This is a genomic window from Variovorax sp. GrIS 2.14, assembly GCF_046115955.1.
Classification (GTDB): Bacteria; Pseudomonadota; Gammaproteobacteria; order Burkholderiales; family Burkholderiaceae_C; genus Variovorax.
Genome location: NZ_JBJXIA010000013.1, coordinates 84182 through 104390, shown reverse-complemented (window position 1 = coordinate 104390; position 20209 = coordinate 84182). Strand labels below are relative to the sequence as shown.

Annotated in this window: 20 protein-coding genes; 13 read left to right on the top strand and 7 right to left on the bottom strand. The window is 64.8% G+C overall.

The genetic code is table 11. The features are described from left to right. Positions 1 to 20: 20 nt before the first annotated feature. From coxB to RCH10_RS19835, 3 genes are all read right to left on the bottom strand, one after another. Entirely contained in the window at positions 21 to 1211 is a 1191-nt protein-coding gene (coxB, locus tag RCH10_RS19845) for a cytochrome c oxidase subunit II (RefSeq protein ID WP_323495641.1), read from the bottom strand. 71 nt (positions 1212 to 1282) lie between these two features. Continuing rightward, positions 1283 to 1759: a DUF2244 domain-containing protein gene (locus tag RCH10_RS19840; RefSeq protein WP_187053009.1), complete on the bottom strand. Its 477-nt coding sequence runs from the start codon at positions 1757 to 1759 to the stop codon at positions 1283 to 1285. A gap of 127 nt (positions 1760 to 1886) precedes the next feature. Then, a complete protein-coding gene (locus RCH10_RS19835) occupies positions 1887 to 2798 on the bottom strand; it encodes a biotin synthase (RefSeq protein WP_409053722.1) in 912 nt (303 codons plus the stop codon). A gap of 22 nt (positions 2799 to 2820) precedes the next feature. On the opposite strand from RCH10_RS19835, the gene RCH10_RS19830 reads away from it, so the two are divergent. Next, positions 2821 to 3561 carry a ComF family protein gene (locus RCH10_RS19830; protein ID WP_409053721.1) on the top strand — a complete coding sequence of 247 codons (741 nt, stop codon included), beginning with the start codon at positions 2821 to 2823 and terminating at the stop codon, positions 3559 to 3561. A gap of 43 nt (positions 3562 to 3604) precedes the next feature. Beyond that, the gene (locus RCH10_RS19825; protein ID WP_409053720.1) at positions 3605 to 4066 is read left to right on the top strand and encodes a tRNA (cytidine(34)-2'-O)-methyltransferase; all 462 of its coding nucleotides are present in this window, start codon (positions 3605 to 3607) and stop codon (positions 4064 to 4066) included. A gap of 16 nt (positions 4067 to 4082) precedes the next feature. Here RCH10_RS19825 and RCH10_RS19820 read toward each other — a convergent pair whose 3' ends face one another. Next, complete coding sequence (locus tag RCH10_RS19820) at positions 4083 to 4538, bottom strand: MaoC family dehydratase (RefSeq protein WP_409053719.1); 456 nt, start codon at positions 4536 to 4538, stop codon at positions 4083 to 4085. A gap of 81 nt (positions 4539 to 4619) precedes the next feature. Between RCH10_RS19820 and RCH10_RS19815 the strand changes: the two genes are divergently transcribed. Then, positions 4620 to 5336 (top strand): NAD(P)H-dependent oxidoreductase, encoded by a 717-nt coding sequence (locus RCH10_RS19815; protein ID WP_409053718.1) that lies wholly within the window; start codon positions 4620 to 4622, stop codon positions 5334 to 5336. 2 nt (positions 5337 to 5338) lie between these two features. Continuing rightward, entirely contained in the window at positions 5339 to 7201 is a 1863-nt protein-coding gene (kefC, locus tag RCH10_RS19810; RefSeq protein WP_409053717.1) for a glutathione-regulated potassium-efflux system protein KefC, read from the top strand. A 41-nt stretch (positions 7202 to 7242) separates the two neighbouring features. On the opposite strand, the gene RCH10_RS19805 is transcribed toward kefC, so the two are convergent. Then, entirely contained in the window at positions 7243 to 8121 is an 879-nt protein-coding gene (locus RCH10_RS19805) for an amidohydrolase family protein (RefSeq protein ID WP_323495647.1), read from the bottom strand. A gap of 116 nt (positions 8122 to 8237) precedes the next feature. On the opposite strand from RCH10_RS19805, the gene RCH10_RS19800 reads away from it, so the two are divergent. The 9 genes from RCH10_RS19800 to RCH10_RS19760 all read left to right on the top strand — a co-directional run bounded on the left by RCH10_RS19800 (position 8238) and on the right by RCH10_RS19760 (position 18866). Next, a complete protein-coding gene (locus RCH10_RS19800; RefSeq protein WP_409053716.1) occupies positions 8238 to 9011 on the top strand; it encodes a crotonase/enoyl-CoA hydratase family protein in 774 nt (257 codons plus the stop codon). Next, a complete protein-coding gene (locus RCH10_RS19795; protein ID WP_409053715.1) occupies positions 9008 to 10900 on the top strand; it encodes a feruloyl-CoA synthase in 1893 nt (630 codons plus the stop codon). Before RCH10_RS19800 ends, RCH10_RS19795 begins: the two co-directional genes overlap by 4 nt. Then, positions 10897 to 11682, top strand: a complete 786-nt coding sequence (locus RCH10_RS19790) for an SDR family NAD(P)-dependent oxidoreductase (protein ID WP_409053714.1) — start codon at positions 10897 to 10899, stop codon at positions 11680 to 11682. Before RCH10_RS19795 ends, RCH10_RS19790 begins: the two co-directional genes overlap by 4 nt. A gap of 78 nt (positions 11683 to 11760) precedes the next feature. Beyond that, positions 11761 to 12894: an ABC transporter substrate-binding protein gene (locus tag RCH10_RS19785; RefSeq protein WP_409053713.1), complete on the top strand. Its 1134-nt coding sequence runs from the start codon at positions 11761 to 11763 to the stop codon at positions 12892 to 12894. A gap of 33 nt (positions 12895 to 12927) precedes the next feature. After that, positions 12928 to 13980 carry a branched-chain amino acid ABC transporter permease gene (locus RCH10_RS19780; RefSeq protein WP_409053712.1) on the top strand — a complete coding sequence of 351 codons (1053 nt, stop codon included), beginning with the start codon at positions 12928 to 12930 and terminating at the stop codon, positions 13978 to 13980. 1 nt (position 13981) lies between these two features. Next, entirely contained in the window at positions 13982 to 15808 is a 1827-nt protein-coding gene (locus tag RCH10_RS19775; protein WP_409053711.1) for an ABC transporter permease subunit, read from the top strand. Continuing rightward, a complete protein-coding gene (locus RCH10_RS19770; protein WP_409053710.1) occupies positions 15808 to 16536 on the top strand; it encodes an ABC transporter ATP-binding protein in 729 nt (242 codons plus the stop codon). Before RCH10_RS19775 ends, RCH10_RS19770 begins: the two co-directional genes overlap by 1 nt. Positions 16537 to 16552: 16 nt before the next feature. Next, the gene (locus tag RCH10_RS19765; RefSeq protein ID WP_409053709.1) at positions 16553 to 18325 is read left to right on the top strand and encodes an acyl-CoA dehydrogenase family protein; all 1773 of its coding nucleotides are present in this window, start codon (positions 16553 to 16555) and stop codon (positions 18323 to 18325) included. 67 nt (positions 18326 to 18392) lie between these two features. Beyond that, positions 18393 to 18866 carry a MarR family winged helix-turn-helix transcriptional regulator gene (locus RCH10_RS19760; protein WP_409053756.1) on the top strand — a complete coding sequence of 158 codons (474 nt, stop codon included), beginning with the start codon at positions 18393 to 18395 and terminating at the stop codon, positions 18864 to 18866. 36 nt (positions 18867 to 18902) lie between these two features. On the opposite strand, the gene RCH10_RS19755 is transcribed toward RCH10_RS19760, so the two are convergent. Together RCH10_RS19755 and RCH10_RS19750 are read right to left on the bottom strand one after the other, a co-directional pair. Then, entirely contained in the window at positions 18903 to 19667 is a 765-nt protein-coding gene (locus RCH10_RS19755; RefSeq protein WP_409053708.1) for an SDR family NAD(P)-dependent oxidoreductase, read from the bottom strand. A gap of 224 nt (positions 19668 to 19891) precedes the next feature. Next, positions 19892 to 20170 (bottom strand): hypothetical protein, encoded by a 279-nt coding sequence (locus tag RCH10_RS19750; RefSeq protein WP_409053707.1) that lies wholly within the window; start codon positions 20168 to 20170, stop codon positions 19892 to 19894. Between the last annotated feature and the right edge of the window lie 39 nt (positions 20171 to 20209).

The window sequence follows — 20209 nt, the reverse complement described above, 5'->3', positions numbered from 1 at the left end:
CAATTCGGGGATCGGCCGGCTTACTTGCCGCGCTGCGCCAGCACTTCGGCCGGCTGGACCAACTGCCCTGTCTTGTTCGACCAGGTGTTCTTGGTGTATGTGATGACGGAGGCGATGTCGGTGTCGCTCAGCTTGGCCCATGACGGCATCGCGCCGTTGTTCTGACCCTTCAGCAATACTTGAATCTGAATCGCGTGATCAGGATTCAGCACCTTTTCGTCGCCGTCGAGCGCCTTGATCGGGCCGGCGCCTTTGCCATTGGCCTGATGGCAAGCAGCACAGTTGCCCGCGTAGACCTTTTCGCCGCGCGCCAGCATGTCGGGCAAGGTCCAGACCTTGGTCGGATCGTCGAGCTTGGCCGCCGCTTCTTTCTTCTTGCCGGCAACCCAGGTGGAGTAGTCCGCTGCCGAGACCACTTTCACATGAATGGGCATGTACGAGTGCTCTTTGCCACAGAGCTTGGCACACTGCCCGTAGTAGTCGCCCACCTCTTGCGCACGAAACCACGTATCCCGCACGAAGCCCGGAATTGCGTCCTGCTGGATTCCGAGCGACTGCACTGCGAACGCGTGGATCACGTCCTCCGCCGTCGTGATGATCCGGACCTTCTTGTCGACCGGAACGACCAGCGGGTTGTCGACTTTCAGCAGATAGTCGGCCGGCGGCGCTTCCCCGTTCGGGCCCTTGGCGCCGTTGTTGGACATGGCACGGTGCGAACTGTCTAGCGTCGAGATGAAGGCGAGGCCTTCGCCCTCCCCCTTGATGTAGTCGTAGCCCCACTTCCACTGGTAGCCGGTCGTCTTGATCGTGAGATCGGCGTTGGTCGTGTCTTTCTGGGCGACAAGCACTTTGGTGGCGGGCAGTGCCATTACGATCACGATGAGGAAAGGAACGATAGTCCAGATGACTTCGACCACCACCGACTCATGAAAGTTGGCCGCCTTGTGTCCAGCCGCTTTCCGGTGCTTCCAGATCGAATAGAACATGATCGCGAAAACGGCCACGAAGATGACGGTGCACAGCACCATCATTGCGTTGTGCAGAAAGTACTGTTCCTGGGCGATCTTGGTCACGCCGACCGGCAAATTGAGCTGGCGAACGGAAGGGCCGCCAGCCAGATCGCTGACTGCATGTGCCGCGCCGCTGAACGCCGCGCCGGCCGCCAGCAGCAGATTCGCCGGCTTGTACTTTTTGCGCCAATTGCTCTTCATCGTGTTCACTTCTTGAAAACCAGTTAACCCTGTGACCGCATGTCGATGCCCGCTTGCGCACGCCTGCCTATTCAGGCGCTGCGCAATGCCATGCGAATCTCGCGCGCCAGCGCCGCGCGCAGCTCGGGGCGTACATAGCGCCCCACCCTGACCGAACGACCTTGTCCTGACACTTCGATCAGCGAGCGGTCTCCCGCCTGCGGCTCGATCCGTACTTGATGCGGCAAAAATTCTGCCCGCTCATAGTGACCGCCGTTCTCCAGTTCGACCACCAGCCGGCCACCCTGCAAAGCAATCTTTTCCCCGTCGGTCGCATGCCGCGCATACAGCATGAAAGCGACGCCGACCGCTGTCAGTTCGAGCCACGCGAACGGCAACACCAGAGGCGCCCCGTTGACCCAAAACACCGTGCCGATGCCGAGCGAAATGACGCACAGCGACGCGTAGAGCCAGCCGAGCTGGCTCGGCGTGACCGAGCAATTGCGCTTCAAAAACCAGTGGATGCTCTGGCCTGAAACAGTGGCAAATCGAAACACGGAATTCGTCAATGGGCGAGTTCGGCAAATCGGTGCGCCGCGACTGTCAGACCGATGTCCGATTAGCCTCGATCACGGGCCAATTCCCGCGAGTTCACGCATCGGCGGATTGTAGCGGGTGGTTTGTGCGCGAATCCCATCAGCCCGGCCGTCCGCGCTGCAGCATGGTGCGCATCTCGCGCAACGAAACGGCACTTTCGGACGAAAGCGAAACGCGTGGAGCCGGCTTGAATGCATGGCCGTAGATGATCTCGAAGGTCAGCGTGATGCGCCCTTCGTTTTCGGCGATGCCATGCAATTCGCTTAAAGCATCGCCCAGCCGCCTGCGCCAGCCTTTGCCGCGCAATTGTGCAAACCGCGCAGGATGCAGGTTGCGCCCGAGCGTGCGAAGTTCGGCCAGCGCCGCCTCCGGTGTGGCCCAGGTCAGCACGATGCGCTCCATGTCCATGACAGGCTCGGCAAATCCAGCGCCGACCAGCATGTCACCCCAGTCGTGCATGTCGGTGAACTCATGGCCGGCTGGCGGCCAGCCATGGCGTGCATAGAGGGCACGAAGCTCATGCACCGTGTCGGGGCCGAAACACGAAAACATGAGGAAGCCGTTGGTGGCGACCGAACGATGCCATTCGCCGATGAGCGCTTGCGGATCGGCCGCCATATGCAGCGCCATATTGGCCCATAGCAAATCGACGCCAGTCTCAGGCAAGCTATCGAATCGCGCAGCGCCGCCCTGCCAGCGGCGCGTGCTCCACCAGGGCATCGACACAGCCGATGCAGTGCGCTCGACCAGCCCGCGCTCCTGCTCCACGACATAGGACGCCGCCTTGGGATAGCGCTTCGACACCAGTGCGTGCGCCTCGAGCCCACCGTGCAGCGGCGACCAGTCGGCCCACGTCGCGGGCTGCGCCTTGATCCACTGCAATCGGTCCTCCATACGTCGGCCGATTTCTTCGTGCAGCCAGGGCGATCCTTCGGCCGGAACCCATCGCAACCAGCGTGCCGCCGCCGCGGGGTCGATGGTCGGTGGGCGGCGGTCGGGAGCAGTGGACATGGGCAGACCAGTATATTGAGCGATGTCCGGCCCTTGGCTCGCAGGCCTTTTGCGGCCGATCTCTTCATTGCGTCCTGCCTGGCTCGCGCACCTGCCGAGCCAGTGCGCGGTGTGCCACGCCTGGCCGTCGCGTCGCATGTGCGATGACTGCGTGATGCGCTTCGCGCCGCCGACGCTGCGTTGCCGGACCTGTGCGTCGCCGCTGCCCGATGGCCTTTCGCAGTGCGGCGACTGCGTAAAGCAGGCCCCGCCGCTCGACGCGTGCATGGCTGCGTGCGCCTACGTCTGGCCCTGGCCGGAATGCATCGCGCAGTTCAAGTTCAGAGGAGACGCCGGCTGGGCCGCTCCTCTCGCGACCTTGATGCGCAGCACACCCTGGGTAGAGCCGGCGCTCGATGCGTGCGACCTGGTGCTGCCGATGCCGCTGTCACGCGAACGGCTGCGCGAGCGCGGTTTCAATCAGGCATACGAACTGGCCTGTCGCCTGGCGCCCAAAAGCAAATGCGACGCGACCTTGCTGCTACGCACGCGCGAAACGACGGCGCAGAGCGGACTGACGCGCGCCGAGCGGCTGCGCAACCTTCAAGGCGCTTTCGCGTTGGAGCCCCTGCGCGCGACGGCGGTGCAAGGCAAGCGCATCGTGCTCGTCGACGATGTAATGACCAGTGGCGCATCGATGTTCTCGGCGGCGCAGGTTCTGCGAACGGCCGGCGCGGTGCACATCACGGCCGTCGTGCTGGCGCGCACCGATCCGCCGAGTTGATCGGCAGACCGTCGGGTGTTGCGCCCGTTGCGACAATGCGTGGATGTTTCATATCGTCCTGGTCGAGCCCGAGATTCCGCCCAACACCGGCAATGTGATTCGCCTTGCCGCCAACACCGGCTGCATGCTGCATCTGGTCGAGCCGCTGGGGTTTTCCATGGATGACCGGCTGCTGCGCCGTGCCGGACTGGACTATCACGAGTACGCCGAAGTGCGCCGATACGCCGGCTGGCAGCAATTGCTCGACAGCGAATCACCACCGCCCGATCACATGTTCGCGCTCACGACGCGCGGCAGCCGTCCGGTCCATGAGGTGGCATTTGCAGACGGCGACTGGCTGGTGTTCGGTTCGGAGACCAAGGGACTCGACCCCGGATTGCGCGACTCATTCCCCGAAGCGCAGCGACTGCGGCTGCCGATGCGAGAAGGCCAGCGCAGCCTGAACTTATCGAATGCGGTGGCAGTGACCGTGTTCGAAGCCTGGCGACAGATCGGGTTCAGATAACCCGATCTGTGCTGCATTACTTGTAGCGACGCACCACCGACTCGGCCACGCACGCCGGCTTGGGCGAGCCTTCCAGCTCGATCGTCGTTTCCCAGGTCATCTGCAGACCGTCGTTGGCAATCGGCTCCGCTGTCAGAAGCTTCATGCGCCCGCGCAGCCGACCGCCGACAGGCACAGGCGCCATGAAGCGGACACGATTCAAACCGTAGTTCACGCCCATGCGCGACTCGGTCACTTCGAAAGCCGCTTCGTAGAACTTCGGCAGCATCGACAGCGTGAGAAAGCCGTGCGCGATCGGCCCGCCGAAAGGTCCAGCCTTGGCGCGCTCAACATCGACATGAATCCACTGATGGTCGCCCGTCGCGTCAGCGAACCGATTCACCTGCTCCTGCGTCACGGTGATCCAGTCGCTCACCGCGACCTCCTGGCCAACGCAGGCGGCAAGATCCTGAAGGGTCTGGAATGTTTTCATGGCGGCACTCTAGCGCCGCGTCGGTCGGCGCGGCTGTCTGAAGCGTGACAGGGCTTGCCCCGATTGCGCTATGTTCGCGAGATGAGCTCAACCACCGCAACGGCTTCGAAGTCGCCCACCATTTATTTGCTGGCGGCGCATCCGCACTGGCGCGACTCGCGCGTCAATCGGCAGCTGGTGCGAGCCGCCCGCGGCGTCGAAGGAGTCGAAGTCAACGATCTCTACGACAGCTATCCCGACTATGCGATCGACGTCGAAGCCGAGCAAGCCAAGCTCGCTCGCGCCGATCTGGTCGTGCTCATGCATCCGATCCACTGGTATTCGATGCCGCCGCTTCAGAAGCTCTGGCTCGACGAGGTCTTGAGCTACGGCTGGGCTTATGGCACCGGAGGCACCGCGCTGGTTGGCAAGGACTTGTGGCTGGTCGCCACCACCGGCGGCCCTGAAGAGAGCTACCACCCGCAGAGCTACAACCGCTATTTCTTCGACGCGTTTTTGCCGCCCTATGAGCAGACCGGCGTGCTCTGCGGCATGCGCTTTTTGCCGCCGCTCATATTGCACGGCGCCCGCAGCGCAAGCGACGACGAGGTCCAGTCGCATGTCCAGACTTTCTCCGAGCGACTGGGCAGCTTTCCGAACTGGCCCGAGATCGACGCGCTCGGCGATTGCCCTACCTGCGTGGTACCGCCGACCGACCGGCCTCAAGAGGATGAGGATGCAGCGGCGATGTCGCGCGAATTCGGTAAGGCGCTGAGCAATGTTCCCGCTGCCATGTCCGGCACGGCAGAACGCGCCTGAGCATGGAACACGCACCGGTCTGGCTGACGAGCAGCCTCATCTATCTGGGCGCCGCCGTATTGGTGGTGCCGCTTTCCAAAGCGCTGGGCCTCGGTTCGATCATCGGCTACCTGGTGGCGGGCATTGCCATCGGCCCCTGGGGACTCGGACTGGTGTCGAGCGTCGAGGACGTCCTGCACTTTGCCGAATTCGGCGTCGTGTTGATGCTCTTTCTGGTTGGGCTCGAACTGGAGCCCAAGCGGCTCTGGAACTTGCGACGCCCGATCTTCGGCTGGGGCCTGGCGCAGGTCGCGAGCTGCGCCGTCGTGCTCTTCAGTATCGGCTGGTTGGCCGGCGCCGAATGGCGTGTCGCGCTGGTCGCCGCGCTGGGGCTCGCGTTGTCGTCCACCGCCATCGCCTTGCAGGTTTTCGGCGAGCGCAACCTGCTGAAGACCAGCAGCGGCCAGGCCGGCTTTTCGATCCTGCTGTTCCAGGACGTGGCCGCCATTCCGATCCTCGCGCTGCTGCCGTTGCTGGCCGGCGCTGCCGCTGGTGCACAGCAGGTGACAGGCCTCGACCGGCTCTTCGAAGGCCTGAAGATCGTCGGCGTGATCGCCGGCATCGTGTTGGGCGGCCGGCTCGCGTTGCGCCCCTTGCTGCGCTGGATCGCCCGCAGCAAAACGCCCGAAATCTTTACTGCCACCGCGCTGCTGTTGGTCGTCGCCATCGCGGCGCTGATGCAGTTCGTCCACTTGTCGATGGCCCTCGGCGCCTTCTTGGCCGGCGTGCTGCTGGCAGAAAGCGAATACCGACGCGAGCTCGAGACGGACATCGAGCCCTTCAAAGGCTTGCTGCTCGGACTCTTCTTCATCGCAGTGGGTATGTCGATCAACTTCGGCGTGTTGATCGCGCAGCCGCTGATGATGGCGTTGCTGGTCGTCGGCTTCATGGTCGTCAAGCTGGTGGTGATCTACGCGCTCGCCAAGGCGATGGGTATCCCGTACCAGCAGCGACCCGTGTTCACGTTGCTGCTGGCGCAGGGCGGCGAGTTTGCCTTCGTGGTGTTCCAGGCGGCCGGGCCCAACGTGTTGCCACCGGAAGTGACGTCGCTCCTCATCGGCGCGGTCGCGTTGTCGATGTTGTTGTCTCCATTGCTGTTGGTCGCAATCGACAAGTGGGTGCTACCCCGTTACAACGAATACGCGAAGAACGCAGGGCCGAAGATCGACGAAATTTCCGAGCAGCAGGAGCCCAAAGTGCTGATCCTCGGGTTCGGCCGCTACGGCCAGATCATTGGCCGCATGCTGTGGTCGCAAGGCCTGCCGCTCACCGTGCTCGATCACGATTCGGACACGGTCGAAGGCCTTCGTGAGTTCGGTTTCAGGGTGTTCTACGGCGACGCCACGCGGCTCGACCTGTTGCGCACAGCTGGCGCCGCAACGGCGCGGGTGGTGGTCGTGGCGGTCGACGACATCGAACAGTCGCTCACCATCGTCGACTTGTTGCGCGAGCACTTTCCCCAAGCCCGTGTGGTGGCCCGCGCACGCAACCTCAGGCACTTGTACCAATTGCGCGATCGCGGCGTGGAACACATCGAGCGCGAAGTGTTCGAGTCATCCCTGCGCAGCGCGCGCGCCACTCTTGAAGGGCTCGGCTGGCCAGCGTACGAAGCACGCGAAACGGCAATGCGGTTTCGCGCTCGGAACATCAAACTGATGGACGCGACCTATCCGCACTACAAGGACCGGGCCAAGGTGATCGCCGTGGCCAAGGAAGGCCGTCAGCAGTTCGAAGAACAGATGACGAAGGAACGCGAGGAGCGGCAGAAGCGGTCGGGAGTCGACTGGGGCAAGCTGGAATCGGAGGAAGAGCAGAGCTTGCCTTGAGGGATCCAGGACTGCGCGGACCTATCAGCGCACAGGGGCCCTCAGCTGGCAACCGCCTGATCCAGCCTCAACAACCGCACCGCATTTCCCTTCAAGATCCCCGGCACCACTTCCGGCTTGAACCCCGCCCCTTCGAAGTCTTTCAGCCACTTGTCGGGTGTGATGAGCGGGTAGTCGCTGGCAAAAAGAATCCGGTCTTTGAGCAGCGTGTTGGCGTATTGCACCAACTGCTTGGGAAAATACTTCGGGCTCCAGCCAGACAGGTCGATCCACACGTTGGGCTTGTGCGTCGCCACGCTCAATGCTTCGTCTTGCCACGGAAAACTTGGGTGCGCCATGACGATCTGCATGTCCGGAAAGTCGATGGCCACATCGTCCAGATGCATCGGGTTGCTGTACTCCAGGCGCAGTCCGCCACCGCAACGCATGCCCGAGCCGATGCCGCTGTGACCGGTGTGAAAAACGGCGGGCAAGCCGTACTCAGCAATGATTTCGTACAGCGGCCACGCCATCTTGTCGTACGGGTGAAACGCTTGCATCGTCGGGTGAAACTTGAAGCCCTTCACACCATAGTCTTCGATCAGTCGGCGCGCCTCGCGCGCACCCATTTTTCCCTTGTGCGGATCGATGCTGGCGAAGGCAATCATGATGTCGCTGTTCTTCTGCGCAGCCTCGGCGATCTCTTCGTTCGGGATGCGCCGGCGACCGGTGTTGGACTCGGCGTCGACCATGAACATCACCAGCCCGATCTTGCGTTCGCGGTAGTGGTCGATGCTCTCCTGAATGGTCGGCCGCTTGCCCGCCTTGAAGTACTTGTCTGCGGCGCGGTCGTACTCCTCGCCGTAGTTGTCGAACGGGTTCCAGCAGCTGATTTCGGCGTGCGTATGGGTGTCGATGGCAACGAGGTTGGCGTGGTCCATGGCGCTGTCTCCTATTTGTGGTCGGGCTGAGGGTAAGTCCCAATGTCGAGGTCGACTTTGCGCCTTGAATTGGTTATCTTGCATAACCATAATCGAAGCCAACACGGATTGCAATCATGACTCACCCCGATCTCCAGCTAGAAATCCTCGACGACGTCGCCGTGGTTCGCCTCACACGCAGCGCCAAGCGCAACGCGCTGTCCGACGGCCTCATCCTGGCGCTGCGCGACGCCTTCGAAAGCCTGCCCGACACGGTACGCGCCGCCGTCGTCGACGGCGAGGGTCCGCACTTCTGCGCGGGCCTCGATTTAAGCGAGCTGAAAGAGCGCGATGCCGGCCAGGGTATGAAGCATTCGCGCATGTGGCACGCCGCTCTCGAGCGCGTGCAATACGGGCCGGTTCCCGTCATCGCGGCACTGCACGGCGCGGTGGTCGGCGGTGGGCTCGAGCTGGCCAGCGCCTGCCACATCCGCGTGGCCGACACCTCGACCTTCTATGCGCTGCCCGAAGGCTCGCGCGGCATTTTTGTCGGCGGCGGCGGCTCGGTGCGCATCCCCAAGCTCATCGGCGTGGCCCGCATGACCGACATGATGCTCACGGGCCGCGTCTACAACGCCGAAGACGGCGAGCGCGTCGGCTTCGCGCAGTACCTGGTGCCCGAAGGCACCGCATTCGACAAGGCGCTCGAACTCGCCAGGCGCGTGGCCAAGAACGCGCCGCTCACCAACTACGCGCTGATGCACGCGCTGCCGCGTATCGCCGAACAACCGGCCGACCAGGGCTTCTTCACCGAAGCGCTGATCGCCGGCATTGCACAGAGCGCACCCGAAGCCAAGGAACGCGTGCGCGACTTCCTCGAGGGCCGCGCTGCCAAGGTCGCCAAGTCATGAGCACGGGCGCAGCCCCCAGATATCGTTCGCTCGCCTTCGGCGTCACGCGCGGGGTGCTGCGCGAAGGCGCATCGGGTACGCGTTACCTGAGCGCCGAAGCACCGTTGGTGGCAAGCGCAGAACGCATGACCGACCGACTCGTCCATTGGGCCGACGTCGCGCCCGATCGCACCTTTGTCGCGCGCCGCGAGCGCAAGGCCGATGGCAGCACCGGCGAATGGCGTCATGTGACCTTTGCGGAGGCGCTGCAGCATGCGCGGCGCATCGGGCAGGCGCTGCTCGACCGTGGGTTGAGCGCCGATCGGCCGCTCGCCATCCTGAGCGAGAACGGCATCGAACACGCACTCCTCGCGCTGGGTGCGCTCTACGTCGGCGTGCCGCACTGCTCGGTGTCGCCGCCCTACTCCGTCGTCAGTCAGGACTTTGAAAAACTGCGCCACGTGCTCGACACGCTGACGCCCGGCCTGGTGTTCGCGAGCGATGCGGCACGCTTCGGCCGCGCCATCACCGCAGCGGTACCGGCCGACACCGAAGTCGTGCTGGGCGAAGGCTCGATCGAAGGGCGCGCTGCGCTGTCTTTCGCCGAGCTCGACGCCACCGTCGCGACGCCGGCGGTCGATGCCGCGATGCGCGCCACCGGGCCCGACACGATCGTCAAGTTCCTCTTCACCTCGGGCTCGACCAAGCTGCCGAAAGCGGTCATCAACACGCACCGCATGTGGTGCGCCAACCAGCAGCAGTTGCGCCAGTCGATTCCGGCGCTGGAAGACGAGCCGCCGGTGCTGATCGACTGGCTGCCGTGGAACCATACCTTCGGCGGCAACCACAACGTCGGCATCGTGCTGGCCAACGGCGGCACGCTCTACATCGACGACGGCAAGCCGACGCCGTCGGGCATGGCCGAGACGCTGCGCAACCTGCGCGAGATCGCGCCGACGATGTACTTCAACGTGCCGACCGGTTTCGAAGTCATCGCCAACGCGATGGAAACCGACACCGTCCTGCGCAAGAACCTGCTTTCGCGCGTGAAGATGTTCTTCTATGCCGGCGCCGCGCTGTCGCAGCCGATCTGGGACAGCTTGCATCGCACGCAGGAAGCCGAAGTCGGCGAGCGCATCGTGATGGGCACCGGGCTCGGCATGACCGAGTCGTCGCCCTTCGCGCTCTACATCACCAGTCCGCAGGTGTCGTCCGGCGATCTGGGTTTGCCGGCACCCGGCATCGACTTGAAGCTCGTCGAGGTCGACGGCAAGACCGAGGTGCGCTACCGCGGGCCGAACATCACGCCTGGCTACTGGCGCGCGCCCGAAGCCACCGCCGAAGCCTTCGATGAAGAAGGCTTCTTCTGCACCGGCGACGCGGTGACCTGGATCGATCCTGACGACATCCACAAGGGCCTGCGCTTCGACGGCCGCATCGCCGAAGACTTCAAGCTGGCGACGGGTACCTTCGTGAGCGTCGGCCCGCTGCGCGCGAAGATCATCGCGGCCGGCGCGCCGTACATCCAGGATGTGGTGCTGACCGGCATCAACCTGAAGGAAGTAGGCGCGCTGATCTTCCCGACGCAAGCCGTGCGCAAACTCGCCGGCTTGCCCGCCGATACGCCGATGCAAGACGTGCTGCAGAGCACGCCGGTGCAGATCTACTTTCAAGACGTGGTCGACACGCTGGCGCGGCACGCGACCGGCAGTGCCAATCGCATCGCGCGGGCGCACCTCGTGTCCGTGCCACCCTCGATCGACAAGGGCGAAGTGACCGACAAGGGCTCCATCAACCAGCGCTCGGTGCTGAAGCATCGCGCTGTGGAGGTCGAGGCGCTGCACACCGGCGCGCTGCCGTACACCTTGCAACCGAAATTGCAACCGACACCCCGAGGAGACAAGCAATGAAGATCGAAGGACAAGCCGCACTGGTCACGGGCGGCGCATCGGGCCTGGGCGAAGCGACCGCACGCGAGCTCGCGCGCCTGGGCGCCAAGGTCGCCGTGCTCGACCGCAATGCCGAGCTCGCAGCGAAGGTCGCAGCCGACATCGACAAAGAGTTTGGAGACGGCTGCGCCGTGGCGTGCGCGTGCGACATCACCGACACCGCGAGCGTCATCGCCGCGCTAGACAAAGCCGCCGCGGCGCACGGCCCGGCGCGCATTCTGATGAACGTCGCGGGCATCGGCAGTGCGAAACGCATCGTCGGCAAGGACGGCAATCCGGCGCCACTCGAAGACTTCGTGCGCGTGGTCAATATCAACCTGATCGGCGGCTACAACATGGCGCGGCTCTTCGCCGCGGCCTGCGCCAAGCTCGATCCACTCGACAACGGCGAGCGCGGCGTGATGCTCTTCACCGCTTCCGTCGCCGCCTTTGATGGCCAGGTCGGCCAGCAGGCTTACAGCGCATCGAAAGGTGGGCTGGTCGGCATGACCTTGCCGATGGCGCGTGACCTGGCGCAGCACGCCATCCGCGTGTGCACCATCGCGCCGGGCTTGTTCGCCACGCCGTTGCTGATGGAACTGCCCGAACCAGTGCAAAAATCGCTGGCTGCATCGATCCCGTTTCCGCCGCGGCTGGGCAAGCCTTCGGAGTTCGCCGAGCTCGCCTGTCACATCGTCACCAACGGCCACCTGAACGGCGAAGTGATTCGCCTCGACGGTGCGTTGCGAATGGCGCCGCGCTGAAACCTGGGCAGCCGTGCCTTCGTCTTTCGCTTTTGCTTTCGCCATTTCAATTCGGTTCGTTCCCCCGGAGACAGTCAGATGAAGTTCGCCAAAACAGTCCTCGCCACCGCCTTTGCCTTGGTGGCCGCAGCCGCGCACGCCGACCTCACCATCGGCGTGGTGCAACCCCTGACCGGCCCGGCCTCGGGCCTCGGTATTCCCGTCAAGAACGCGGTTGCCCTCTGGCCCAAGACCATCGCCGGTGAAACCCTCAAGGTCATCGTGCTCGACGACGCGAGCGACCCGACGGCCGGCGTCAAGGCGACGCAGCGGCTCATCACCGAAGACAAGGTCGACGTGCTGGTCGGCTCGACCGCCACGCCGGTAGCGATTCCAATGGCCGAAGTGGCGGCCGAATCGGGCACGCCGCAGATCTCGACCGCACCGGCATCGCTGCCGCCCGGCAAGGACAAGTGGATGTTCCGCCTGCCGCAATCGAACGCGGTGATGGCGGTCGCGGTCGTCGGCCACATGAAGAAGATGGGCGTGAAGACGGTCGGCTTCCTCGGCTACACCGACGCTTACGGCGAAGGCTGGCTGAAAGACTTCACGGCAGAAGCCGAGAAGAACGGCATCAAGATCGTCGGCACCGAACGCTTCGCCCGCGCCGACACCAGCGTGACCGCGCAAGCGCTCAAGCTCACCTCGGCCAACCCCGACGCCATCCTGATCGTCGCCTCGGGCAGCGGTGCGGGCATGCCGCAAAAGGCCATCATGGAGCGCGGCTTCAAGGGCAAGGTCTACCAGACGCACGCCGCCGCCACGCAAGACCTGATGCGCACCGCAGGCAAGGATGCCGATGGCGCCTACGTGGTGTCCGGCCCGGCCGTCATCGCCGAGCAACTGCCCGACAGCCATCCTTCGAAGAAGATGGCGATCGCCTTCGTCGAAACCTACGAGAAGGCTTACGGGCCGGGCTCGCGCAACCAGTTCGCCGGCCACGGATCGGACGCGCTCGTCGTGCTCGAAAAAGCGGTACCGATCGCGCTCAAGAAGGGCAAGCCCGGCACGCCGGAGTTTCGCGCTGCACTGCGCGATGCGCTCGAAACCATGGGCCGTACGGTGCTGGCGCACGGCGTCATCAACTGGTCGCCGACAGACCATTGGGGCTACACCAACGAAACCGGCGTGATGCTGAAAGTCGTCGACGGCAAGTTCAAGGTCGAGCAGTAAACACACACACGCAGAAAGCCGGCCCGTCACGTTATGGATTTTTCGATCGCCAGCATCCTGACGCTGGACGGGCTCACCAACGGCGCGATCTACGCGCTGTTGGGCATGGGCATCGTGCTCGTGTTCACGGTCACCCGCGTCATCTTCATTCCCCAGGGCGAGTTCGTTGCGTACGGTGCACTGACCCTGGCGATCTTTCAAACCGGCAAGGTGCCGGGCACGGTGTGGCTGCTGCTCATCCTGGCGGCGGTCGCGGCGCTGATGGAGCTGGTCACAACGTGGCGGCACCGTGGCGGCAACGCTGCAGCCGCAGCGCCCGCACTCAAGGCGGCACTCAAGACCTTCGTCATTCCGGCGGTGATCTGCGCGGTGTCGGCCTGGGCCGGGCCGCGCAATTTGCCGCTGGCGGTGCAGGCGCTGCTCACCATCTGCATCGTGACCGCCTTCGGTCCGCTGGTGTACCGCGTGGCATATCAATCGCTGGCCGGATCGAGCTCGCTGGTTCTGCTGATCGTCTCGGTCGGCGTGCACTTCGCGATGACCGGTCTCGGACTCTTGTTCTTCGGTGCCGAAGGCTTTCGCAATCCGTCGTTCTGGGATGTGCGCTTTGCACTTGGCCCGCTCAACCTGAGTGGGCAGACGATCATCATCTTCGGCGCGTCGGCGGCGTTGATCGTGCTGCTGTGGCTCTTCTTCGAGCGCAGTCTGTATGGCAAGGCGCTGCGCGCGACCGCGGTCAACCGCCTCGGCGCGCGGCTCATGGGCATCTCGACGCAGAACGCGGGGCAGCTCACCTTCGCGATGGCCGGCCTCATCGGCGCACTGTCGGGCCTGCTCATCGGGCCGACCACGACGATCTTCTACGACTCCGGTTTTCTGATCGGCCTCAAGGGTTTCGTGGCGGGCGTGATCGCCGGCCTGTCGAGCTATCCCGGCGCGCTCCTTGGTGCGCTAGCGGTCGGCATCATCGAATCGTTCGGCTCGTTCTGGGCCAGTGCTTTCAAGGAAGTAATCGTGTTCACCATCATCCTGCCGGTGCTGCTGTGGCGCTCGCTGGCCAGCGGTGGATCGGACGAGGAGCACTGACATGGCACTTGCTTCCACTCTCGATTCACTGCCCACCGGGCCGGCACGCAGGAACGTTGTGCGGGCCTGGGGGCCGCTGCTCGCCATCCTCGTCCTGGTCGCGCTGCCCCTGCTGCCGCTGCCCGACTTCTGGATCCTCCAGCTCAACTACATCGGCATCTACGCGTTGCCCGTACTCGGCCTGGTGCTGCTCACCGGCGTCGGCGGCCTGACCTCCTTCGGGCAAGCCGCCTTCGTCGGCATCGGCGCGTACACCACCGCCTATTTGACGGTGAACCTGGACATGTCGCCATGGTTGACGCTCTTCATTGGCCTGGGCCTGACCGCTCTCAGTGCGGCCTTCATCGGCGTCATCACCCTGCGCATGTCGGGCCACTACCTGCCGCTGGCGACCATCGCCTGGGCGCTGGCGCTCTACTACCTCATGGGCAACCTCGATGCGCTCGGCAAATACGACGGCATCCTGGGCGTCAAGGGCCTGTCGCTGTTCGGCTTCGAGTTCGGCAAGCAGCGGATCTTCTATGCGTTGGTCTGGGCGCTGGTGCTGATCGCTTCCTTCGCCGTCATACGGCTGCTCGATTCACGCAGCGGCCGCGCCATCCGCGCGCTGGCCGGCGGCTCGCAGATGGCCGAGGCGATGGGCGTCAACACGCTGCGCTTCAAGATCGGCATCTTCGTACTGGCGGCGCTGTTCGCGTCGGTGTCGGGCTGGCTCTATGCGCACTTCCAGCGGACGGTGAACCCTTCGCCGTTCGGTCTGAAGATGGGCATCGAGTACCTCTTCATGGCCGTGCTGGGCGGCGCGGCGCACGTGTGGGGCGCAATCGCCGGCGCCGGTATCGTCAAGCTGCTGGAAGACCAGTTGCAGGTGCTGCTGCCGCGGCTGATCGGCACCAGCGGCAACTACGAACTCATCGTCTTCGGCATCATGATCGTGCTGGTGCTCAAGTACCTGCCGGACGGCGTTTGGGCCTTCGTCGACCGGCGCCTGCCGCGACCGCACCGGGCGCGAGACTGGGGTGACGGCGCTAACGTTACCGAGTTGCCCACACGCACCCGGCCGGCCGCCGGCGAATTGGTGCTCGACGTGCAGGCCATCCGCAAGACCTTCGGCGGACTGGTGGCCGTCAACGACATCAGTTTTCAGACGCGCGCCGGGCAAGTCGTCGGGCTGATCGGGCCGAACGGTGCGGGCAAGTCGACCACGTTCAACCTGGTTACCGGCGTGCTCGGGTTGTCCGGCGGCACGGTCAAGTTCCGCGGTGAGCGCATCAGCGGCCTGCCCTCCCGCAAGATCGCCGAACGTGGCGTCGCGCGCACCTTTCAGCACGTGAAGATGGTGCCCGACATGACGGTGCTGGAGAACGTCGCACTCGGCGCGCATCTGCGCGGCCGCAAGGGCGCCATCGCCGCGATGCTGCGCACCGACCGCGGTGAAGAGCGCGCACTGTTCCGCGAAGCCGAGCGGCAACTGCAGCGCGTCGGCATGGGCGACATGACGAACGAGCTGGCCGGCAACCTCGCGATGGGCCAGCAGCGGCTGCTGGAGATCGCCCGCGCCCTCTGCGCCGACCCGGCCTTGCTGCTGCTCGACGAACCCGCCGCCGGCCTGCGCCACAAGGAGAAGCAGGCGCTGGCCGATGTGCTGCGCGGCCTGCGGGCGGGCGGCATGAGCATCCTGCTGGTCGAACACGACATGGGCCTGGTGATGGACATCTGCGACCACATCGTGGTGATGGAGTTCGGCACGCATTTGATGGAAGGCACGCCCGGCGAAGTGCAGCGCAGCGACAAGGTGCGCGCGGCTTACCTGGGCACGGAACACTGATGACCACACCTCTTCTCCAGATTCGAGACCTGCATGCCGGCTATGGCCGCGCCGAGGTGCTGCATGGCATCGACCTGCAAGCCGGCGAGGGCAGCGTCGTGACGGTGATCGGCCCCAACGGCGCGGGCAAGTCGACCTTGCTCAACGCGCTCATGGGGGTGCTGCCAGCCAAGGGGGTCATCGAGTATCGCGGGCAGTCGATCGCCGCGCTGTCGCTCGAAGAACGCGTGATGCTCGGCATCGCGCTGGTGCCCGAAAAGCGCGAGCTCTTCGGCACCATGCCGGTCGAAGACAACCTCGTGCTCGGCGCGTTCCGGCAGGTGCGCATCGGCAACCGGCAATGGCGCGACCAGATCGACCAGGTCTACACGCTGTTTCCCCGCCTCAAGGAGCGACGCACGCAATTGGCGGGCACGCTGTCGGGTGGCGAGCGGCAGATGCTGGCGGTGGGCCGCGCGCTGATGTCGCGGCCATCGCTGCTGATGCTCGACGAGCCGAGCCTGGGGCTGGCGCCGCTGGTGGTGCAGGAGATCTTCCGCACGGTGAGTGCGCTGCGTGCCACCGGCGTGACCATCTTGCTGGTCGAGCAGAACGCACGCGCTGCGCTCGAAGTGGCCGACCACGGGTATGTGCTGGAGATGGGCAGCGTGAGCCTCGAAGGCGCGGCGCGCGATTTGGCAGGGGATTCGCGGGTCATCGATACCTATCTGGGCGCTGCGCGGGCCTGAGCGCACGCGCGATCACATGAACTACCAACCCAACCCCGAAGACGTCCGCTTCGTCCTGCACGCCGTGCTCGACGCGACGCCGCAACTCCGTGCCCTTGCACCATTCGCCGAGATCGACGAAGACCTGCAAATTCAGGTACTCGACGAAGCCGCGAAGTTCGTCGCCGAAGTCGTTGCGCCGGTGAACCGTGCGGGCGATGAAATCGGCTGCCGCCTGGTCGATGGCGAAGTCATCACGCCGCCCGGTTTTCGTGAGGCCTACGCAGGCTTTCAGCAAGGCGGATGGCCTGCCCTGTCAGCTGCGACCGAAGACGGCGGACAAGGCTTGCCGGGCGTGCTAGAAGCGATCGTGTTCGAGTGGTTGAGCGGTGCCAACCACGGCCTGACGATGGCGCCGGGCTTGCTGCACGGTGCCTATGAATGCCTGAAGCACCATGCCAGCGCTGAACTGAAGCAACGCTATCTGACGAAGATCGCGACCGGCGAGTGGCTCGCCACGATGTGCCTGACCGAAGCGCATGCCGGCAGCGACCTGGGCCAGGTGCGCACGCGCGCCGAGCCGCAACTCGACGGCAGCTATCGCGTCAGCGGCGCCAAGATTTTCATCTCCGGCGGCGAGCACGACCTGACGACCAACATCGTTCACCTGGTGTTGTGCCGGCTGCCGGATGCACCCGCAGGGCCCAAAGGGTTGTCTCTGGTCCTGATCCCGAAGGTGTTGCCCGACGGCCGACGCAACGCGGTGCAGTGCGACCGCATCGAAGAGAAGATGGGCCTGCATGGCAGCTCGACGTGCAGCATGCGTTTCGACGGCGCGGAAGGCTGGCTGATCGGCGAGCCGAATCGCGGTTTGGCCGCCATGTTCGTCATGATGAATTCGGCCCGGCTGCACTGCGCGATGCAGGGCATCGGCCTGCTCGACGCCGCTTGGCAAAAGGCCGATGCGTATGCCAGCGAGCGGCGACAGATGCGCGCGCCGGCGCAAGCGAACGTCGCAGCGCCAGCATCGCGCGGCGCTGAATCGGCTGACCTTATCGCCGAGCACCCAGCAATGCGCCGCATCCTCGATACGCAACGCGCCTGGATCGACGGCGCCCGCGCCATCGCCTACCGCACCGCCATTCAACTCGACGTTGCAAAGCACGCGTCGGACGTCAAGACGCGCGACCGCGCGCAGCGCTGGTGCGCCCTCGTCACGCCGGTGATGAAAGCCACCTGTACACAGCAAGCCTTCAGCGGCGCGAGCGAATGCCTGCAGGTCTTTGGCGGCCATGGCTACGTACGCGAGTGGGGCATCGAACAGGTGGTGCGCGATTCGCGCGTGACCATGATCTACGAAGGCACCAACGAGATCCAGGCGATCGATCTGCTGGTGCGCAAAGTGCTGGTCGACGGCGGCACCGGCATGTCGGGCGTGCTGATCGAGATGCGTGACCAGCTCGAGGCCTCGCGCGAAACCGATGCCGACGTGCAGCGGCGTCTCGCCCAGTTGCGCTATCTCACCACCACGCTGGCAATGGCCGCCCACATCGATCCGGTCCTGCCTTACGAGGTGGCCGACGACTACCTACGGGTCGTCATGATCGTGATGCTGGCATGGGCCTGGGCGCGCATCGACGTGGCGGCGGCGGTGGCCAATGTCGAGTCGAGCCGCTGGTCGCGACCTTCAGCGGCATTCCGGCGCTGGGTACTGCCCGAATTCGACATGCGGCTCGGCATCGTCAAGCGCGCGTGCGACGTGGTGATCGCGGCGCAGGCCGAGCGGACGACCGCTCCGACGACCGCGTGACGCAGGCAGATCGCGGCGCTACGCTCGGCACATGACCACCGCCCGAAAAAAATCAGCAGCGGTCGCTATGTCGCAAGCCGAGCATCCCGCCGCCGCGTCGCGCCACGACCGCACCGATCGCCTCGACAGCCGGGTGCTCGAAGAACTGGTCGGCTACAACACGCGGCGCGCCTGGTCGATGATCAGCGCGGTGTTCTCCGAGCGCATGGCGCCGTACGGACTGAAGCAAGTCGATTTTTCAGTGCTGTCGCTGCTGGGGCACAACCCCGGCGCGACTTCACGCCAGCTCTGCAGCACGCTCGACATCCTGCCGCCGAACCTCGTGAGTCTGGTGGCGACGATGGACAGCCGCGGGCTGATCGAGCGGCGCCCGCATCCGCGCGATGGCCGTGCGGTCGGCCTCTACCTGACTCCCGCTGGCGAGAAGCTGGTGCACGAAGCCGAGCAGGCTGTGGTGCAGCTCGAACTGGAGGCCAGCGCCCGGCTCACCCCGCGCGAGCGGGACACGCTCATCAAGCTGCTACAGAAAATCTATCTGTAGGCTGAAGCGGGCGCCGGCGCCGATCTCGGCCGCGTCTCAGGCCGGGTCGCGCACGTCGGCCACCGGCTTGCTGCCGAAATCCGGCCGTTCGAGGTAAGCCAGCACCTTGGTGGCGGCCGCATCGGGCGAGTCGAGCAGCCCTTTCTCCTGCATATCGACGAAGCGACCACGGTCTGCGAAGAGGGCAGGATCGGTAGCGCGCATCTGCACCTGCATGTCGGTGTCGATCACGCCCGGTGCCAGCGACACGATGCGTGCGCCGTTCGGCGCTGCGGCTTCTTCGAGCGCCACGGCGCGCGTGAAGTGGTCCATGCCGGCCTTGGCGGCGCAGTACGACGCCTGGCTCGCCATCGCGTTGCGCCCGAGGCCCGACGATATGTTCAGCACCTTGCGCACGCTGCGCCAGTCTTTGGTCGCATGCAAGAAAACAGAGGTCAGCAGCAACGGTGCCTCGAGGCCGACGCGCATGGCTTGCGCAAGCACCGCCACGTCGGCCGTGGCCAGCGGACGCGGATCGCCGATGGTGCCTGCGTTGTTGATGAGCGTCACCTCGTCGAACGCCTGCCCGTCTTGCAGCGCGAGCCACGCCGCCACGCGTTCGGCCGCAGCCACCGGGTCGGCCAGGTCTTGCTCCCATTGCTCGAGACCGGTGCCGCGTGAGCTCGCCTGCTCCGCGAGTGAGGGATCGCTGCGGCGCGAAATGCACAGCAGCTTGTTTCCCGGCTGCAGCAGGCGGCCGGCCATGGCGCGACCCATGCCGCGCGAGGCACCGGTAAGAATGATGAGACGTGATGTGGTCATGGGGTGAGCTCCGGGTCGGCGGTGCATGAAAAAGGAAAGCCGCCATCATGCACAAGCCACCGGCGCGCGTTACAGCGGCGAGCTGATCGGCAATCCGCCGCTCGGCTATGCGTCGCTCAGGCTGGGTGCATTGGGTGCGGCTTCAGGGTCCGACAGTGCCACGGACGGCACCGGTCCACAGCTCTCGGCGATCGTGCGGCTGCGGACTTCGTTAGTGGCTTTTTTCAGCGCGAGGCTGGTCCGGTCCATCCGCTGCGGCGCCCAGGGGCTCCAGCAGCTTCAAACTGGCGCGCACCGCTGTCGGCGGCGTCGTCGAGTCGGCCGAGCAGCGTCACCGTTTCCTGAACACGATTCGCCATCTCGTCACCCAATTGCTTGGGCGAACGGCTGACGACGATGACGATCAGAATTCCGGCGCCGACGATCGAGAAAAGCCCTGCGAAAAACTCCGCTTGTGTAAACAGTTCCATGATCTTTTCTCCGTTGCTGACGCCGATGAGCAATGTGTCGAACAACGAGTCTCACATGTGACGCGCGGAGTT

What these genes read in the sequence shown, in the direction of transcription:
- coxB (WP_323495641.1), bottom strand. Translation starts at nt 1,211, where the DNA reads ATGAAGAGCAATTGGCGCAAAAAGTACAAGCCGGCGAATCTGCTGCTG.
- RCH10_RS19835 (WP_409053722.1), bottom strand. Translation starts at nt 2,798, where the DNA reads ATGTCCACTGCTCCCGACCGCCGCCCACCGACCATCGACCCCGCGGCG.
- RCH10_RS19830 (WP_409053721.1), top strand. Translation starts at nt 2,821, where the DNA reads ATGTCCGGCCCTTGGCTCGCAGGCCTTTTGCGGCCGATCTCTTCATTG.
- RCH10_RS19825 (WP_409053720.1), top strand. Translation starts at nt 3,605, where the DNA reads ATGTTTCATATCGTCCTGGTCGAGCCCGAGATTCCGCCCAACACCGGC.
- RCH10_RS19820 (WP_409053719.1), bottom strand. Translation starts at nt 4,538, where the DNA reads ATGAAAACATTCCAGACCCTTCAGGATCTTGCCGCCTGCGTTGGCCAG.
- RCH10_RS19815 (WP_409053718.1), top strand. Translation starts at nt 4,620, where the DNA reads ATGAGCTCAACCACCGCAACGGCTTCGAAGTCGCCCACCATTTATTTG.
- kefC (WP_409053717.1), top strand. Translation starts at nt 5,339, where the DNA reads ATGGAACACGCACCGGTCTGGCTGACGAGCAGCCTCATCTATCTGGGC.
- RCH10_RS19805 (WP_323495647.1), bottom strand. Translation starts at nt 8,121, where the DNA reads ATGGACCACGCCAACCTCGTTGCCATCGACACCCATACGCACGCCGAA.
- RCH10_RS19800 (WP_409053716.1), top strand. Translation starts at nt 8,238, where the DNA reads ATGACTCACCCCGATCTCCAGCTAGAAATCCTCGACGACGTCGCCGTG.
- RCH10_RS19795 (WP_409053715.1), top strand. Translation starts at nt 9,008, where the DNA reads ATGAGCACGGGCGCAGCCCCCAGATATCGTTCGCTCGCCTTCGGCGTC.
- RCH10_RS19790 (WP_409053714.1), top strand. Translation starts at nt 10,897, where the DNA reads ATGAAGATCGAAGGACAAGCCGCACTGGTCACGGGCGGCGCATCGGGC.
- RCH10_RS19785 (WP_409053713.1), top strand. Translation starts at nt 11,761, where the DNA reads ATGAAGTTCGCCAAAACAGTCCTCGCCACCGCCTTTGCCTTGGTGGCC.
- RCH10_RS19780 (WP_409053712.1), top strand. Translation starts at nt 12,928, where the DNA reads ATGGATTTTTCGATCGCCAGCATCCTGACGCTGGACGGGCTCACCAAC.
- RCH10_RS19775 (WP_409053711.1), top strand. Translation starts at nt 13,982, where the DNA reads ATGGCACTTGCTTCCACTCTCGATTCACTGCCCACCGGGCCGGCACGC.
- RCH10_RS19770 (WP_409053710.1), top strand. Translation starts at nt 15,808, where the DNA reads ATGACCACACCTCTTCTCCAGATTCGAGACCTGCATGCCGGCTATGGC.
- RCH10_RS19765 (WP_409053709.1), top strand. Translation starts at nt 16,553, where the DNA reads ATGAACTACCAACCCAACCCCGAAGACGTCCGCTTCGTCCTGCACGCC.
- RCH10_RS19760 (WP_409053756.1), top strand. Translation starts at nt 18,393, where the DNA reads ATGTCGCAAGCCGAGCATCCCGCCGCCGCGTCGCGCCACGACCGCACC.
- RCH10_RS19755 (WP_409053708.1), bottom strand. Translation starts at nt 19,667, where the DNA reads ATGACCACATCACGTCTCATCATTCTTACCGGTGCCTCGCGCGGCATG.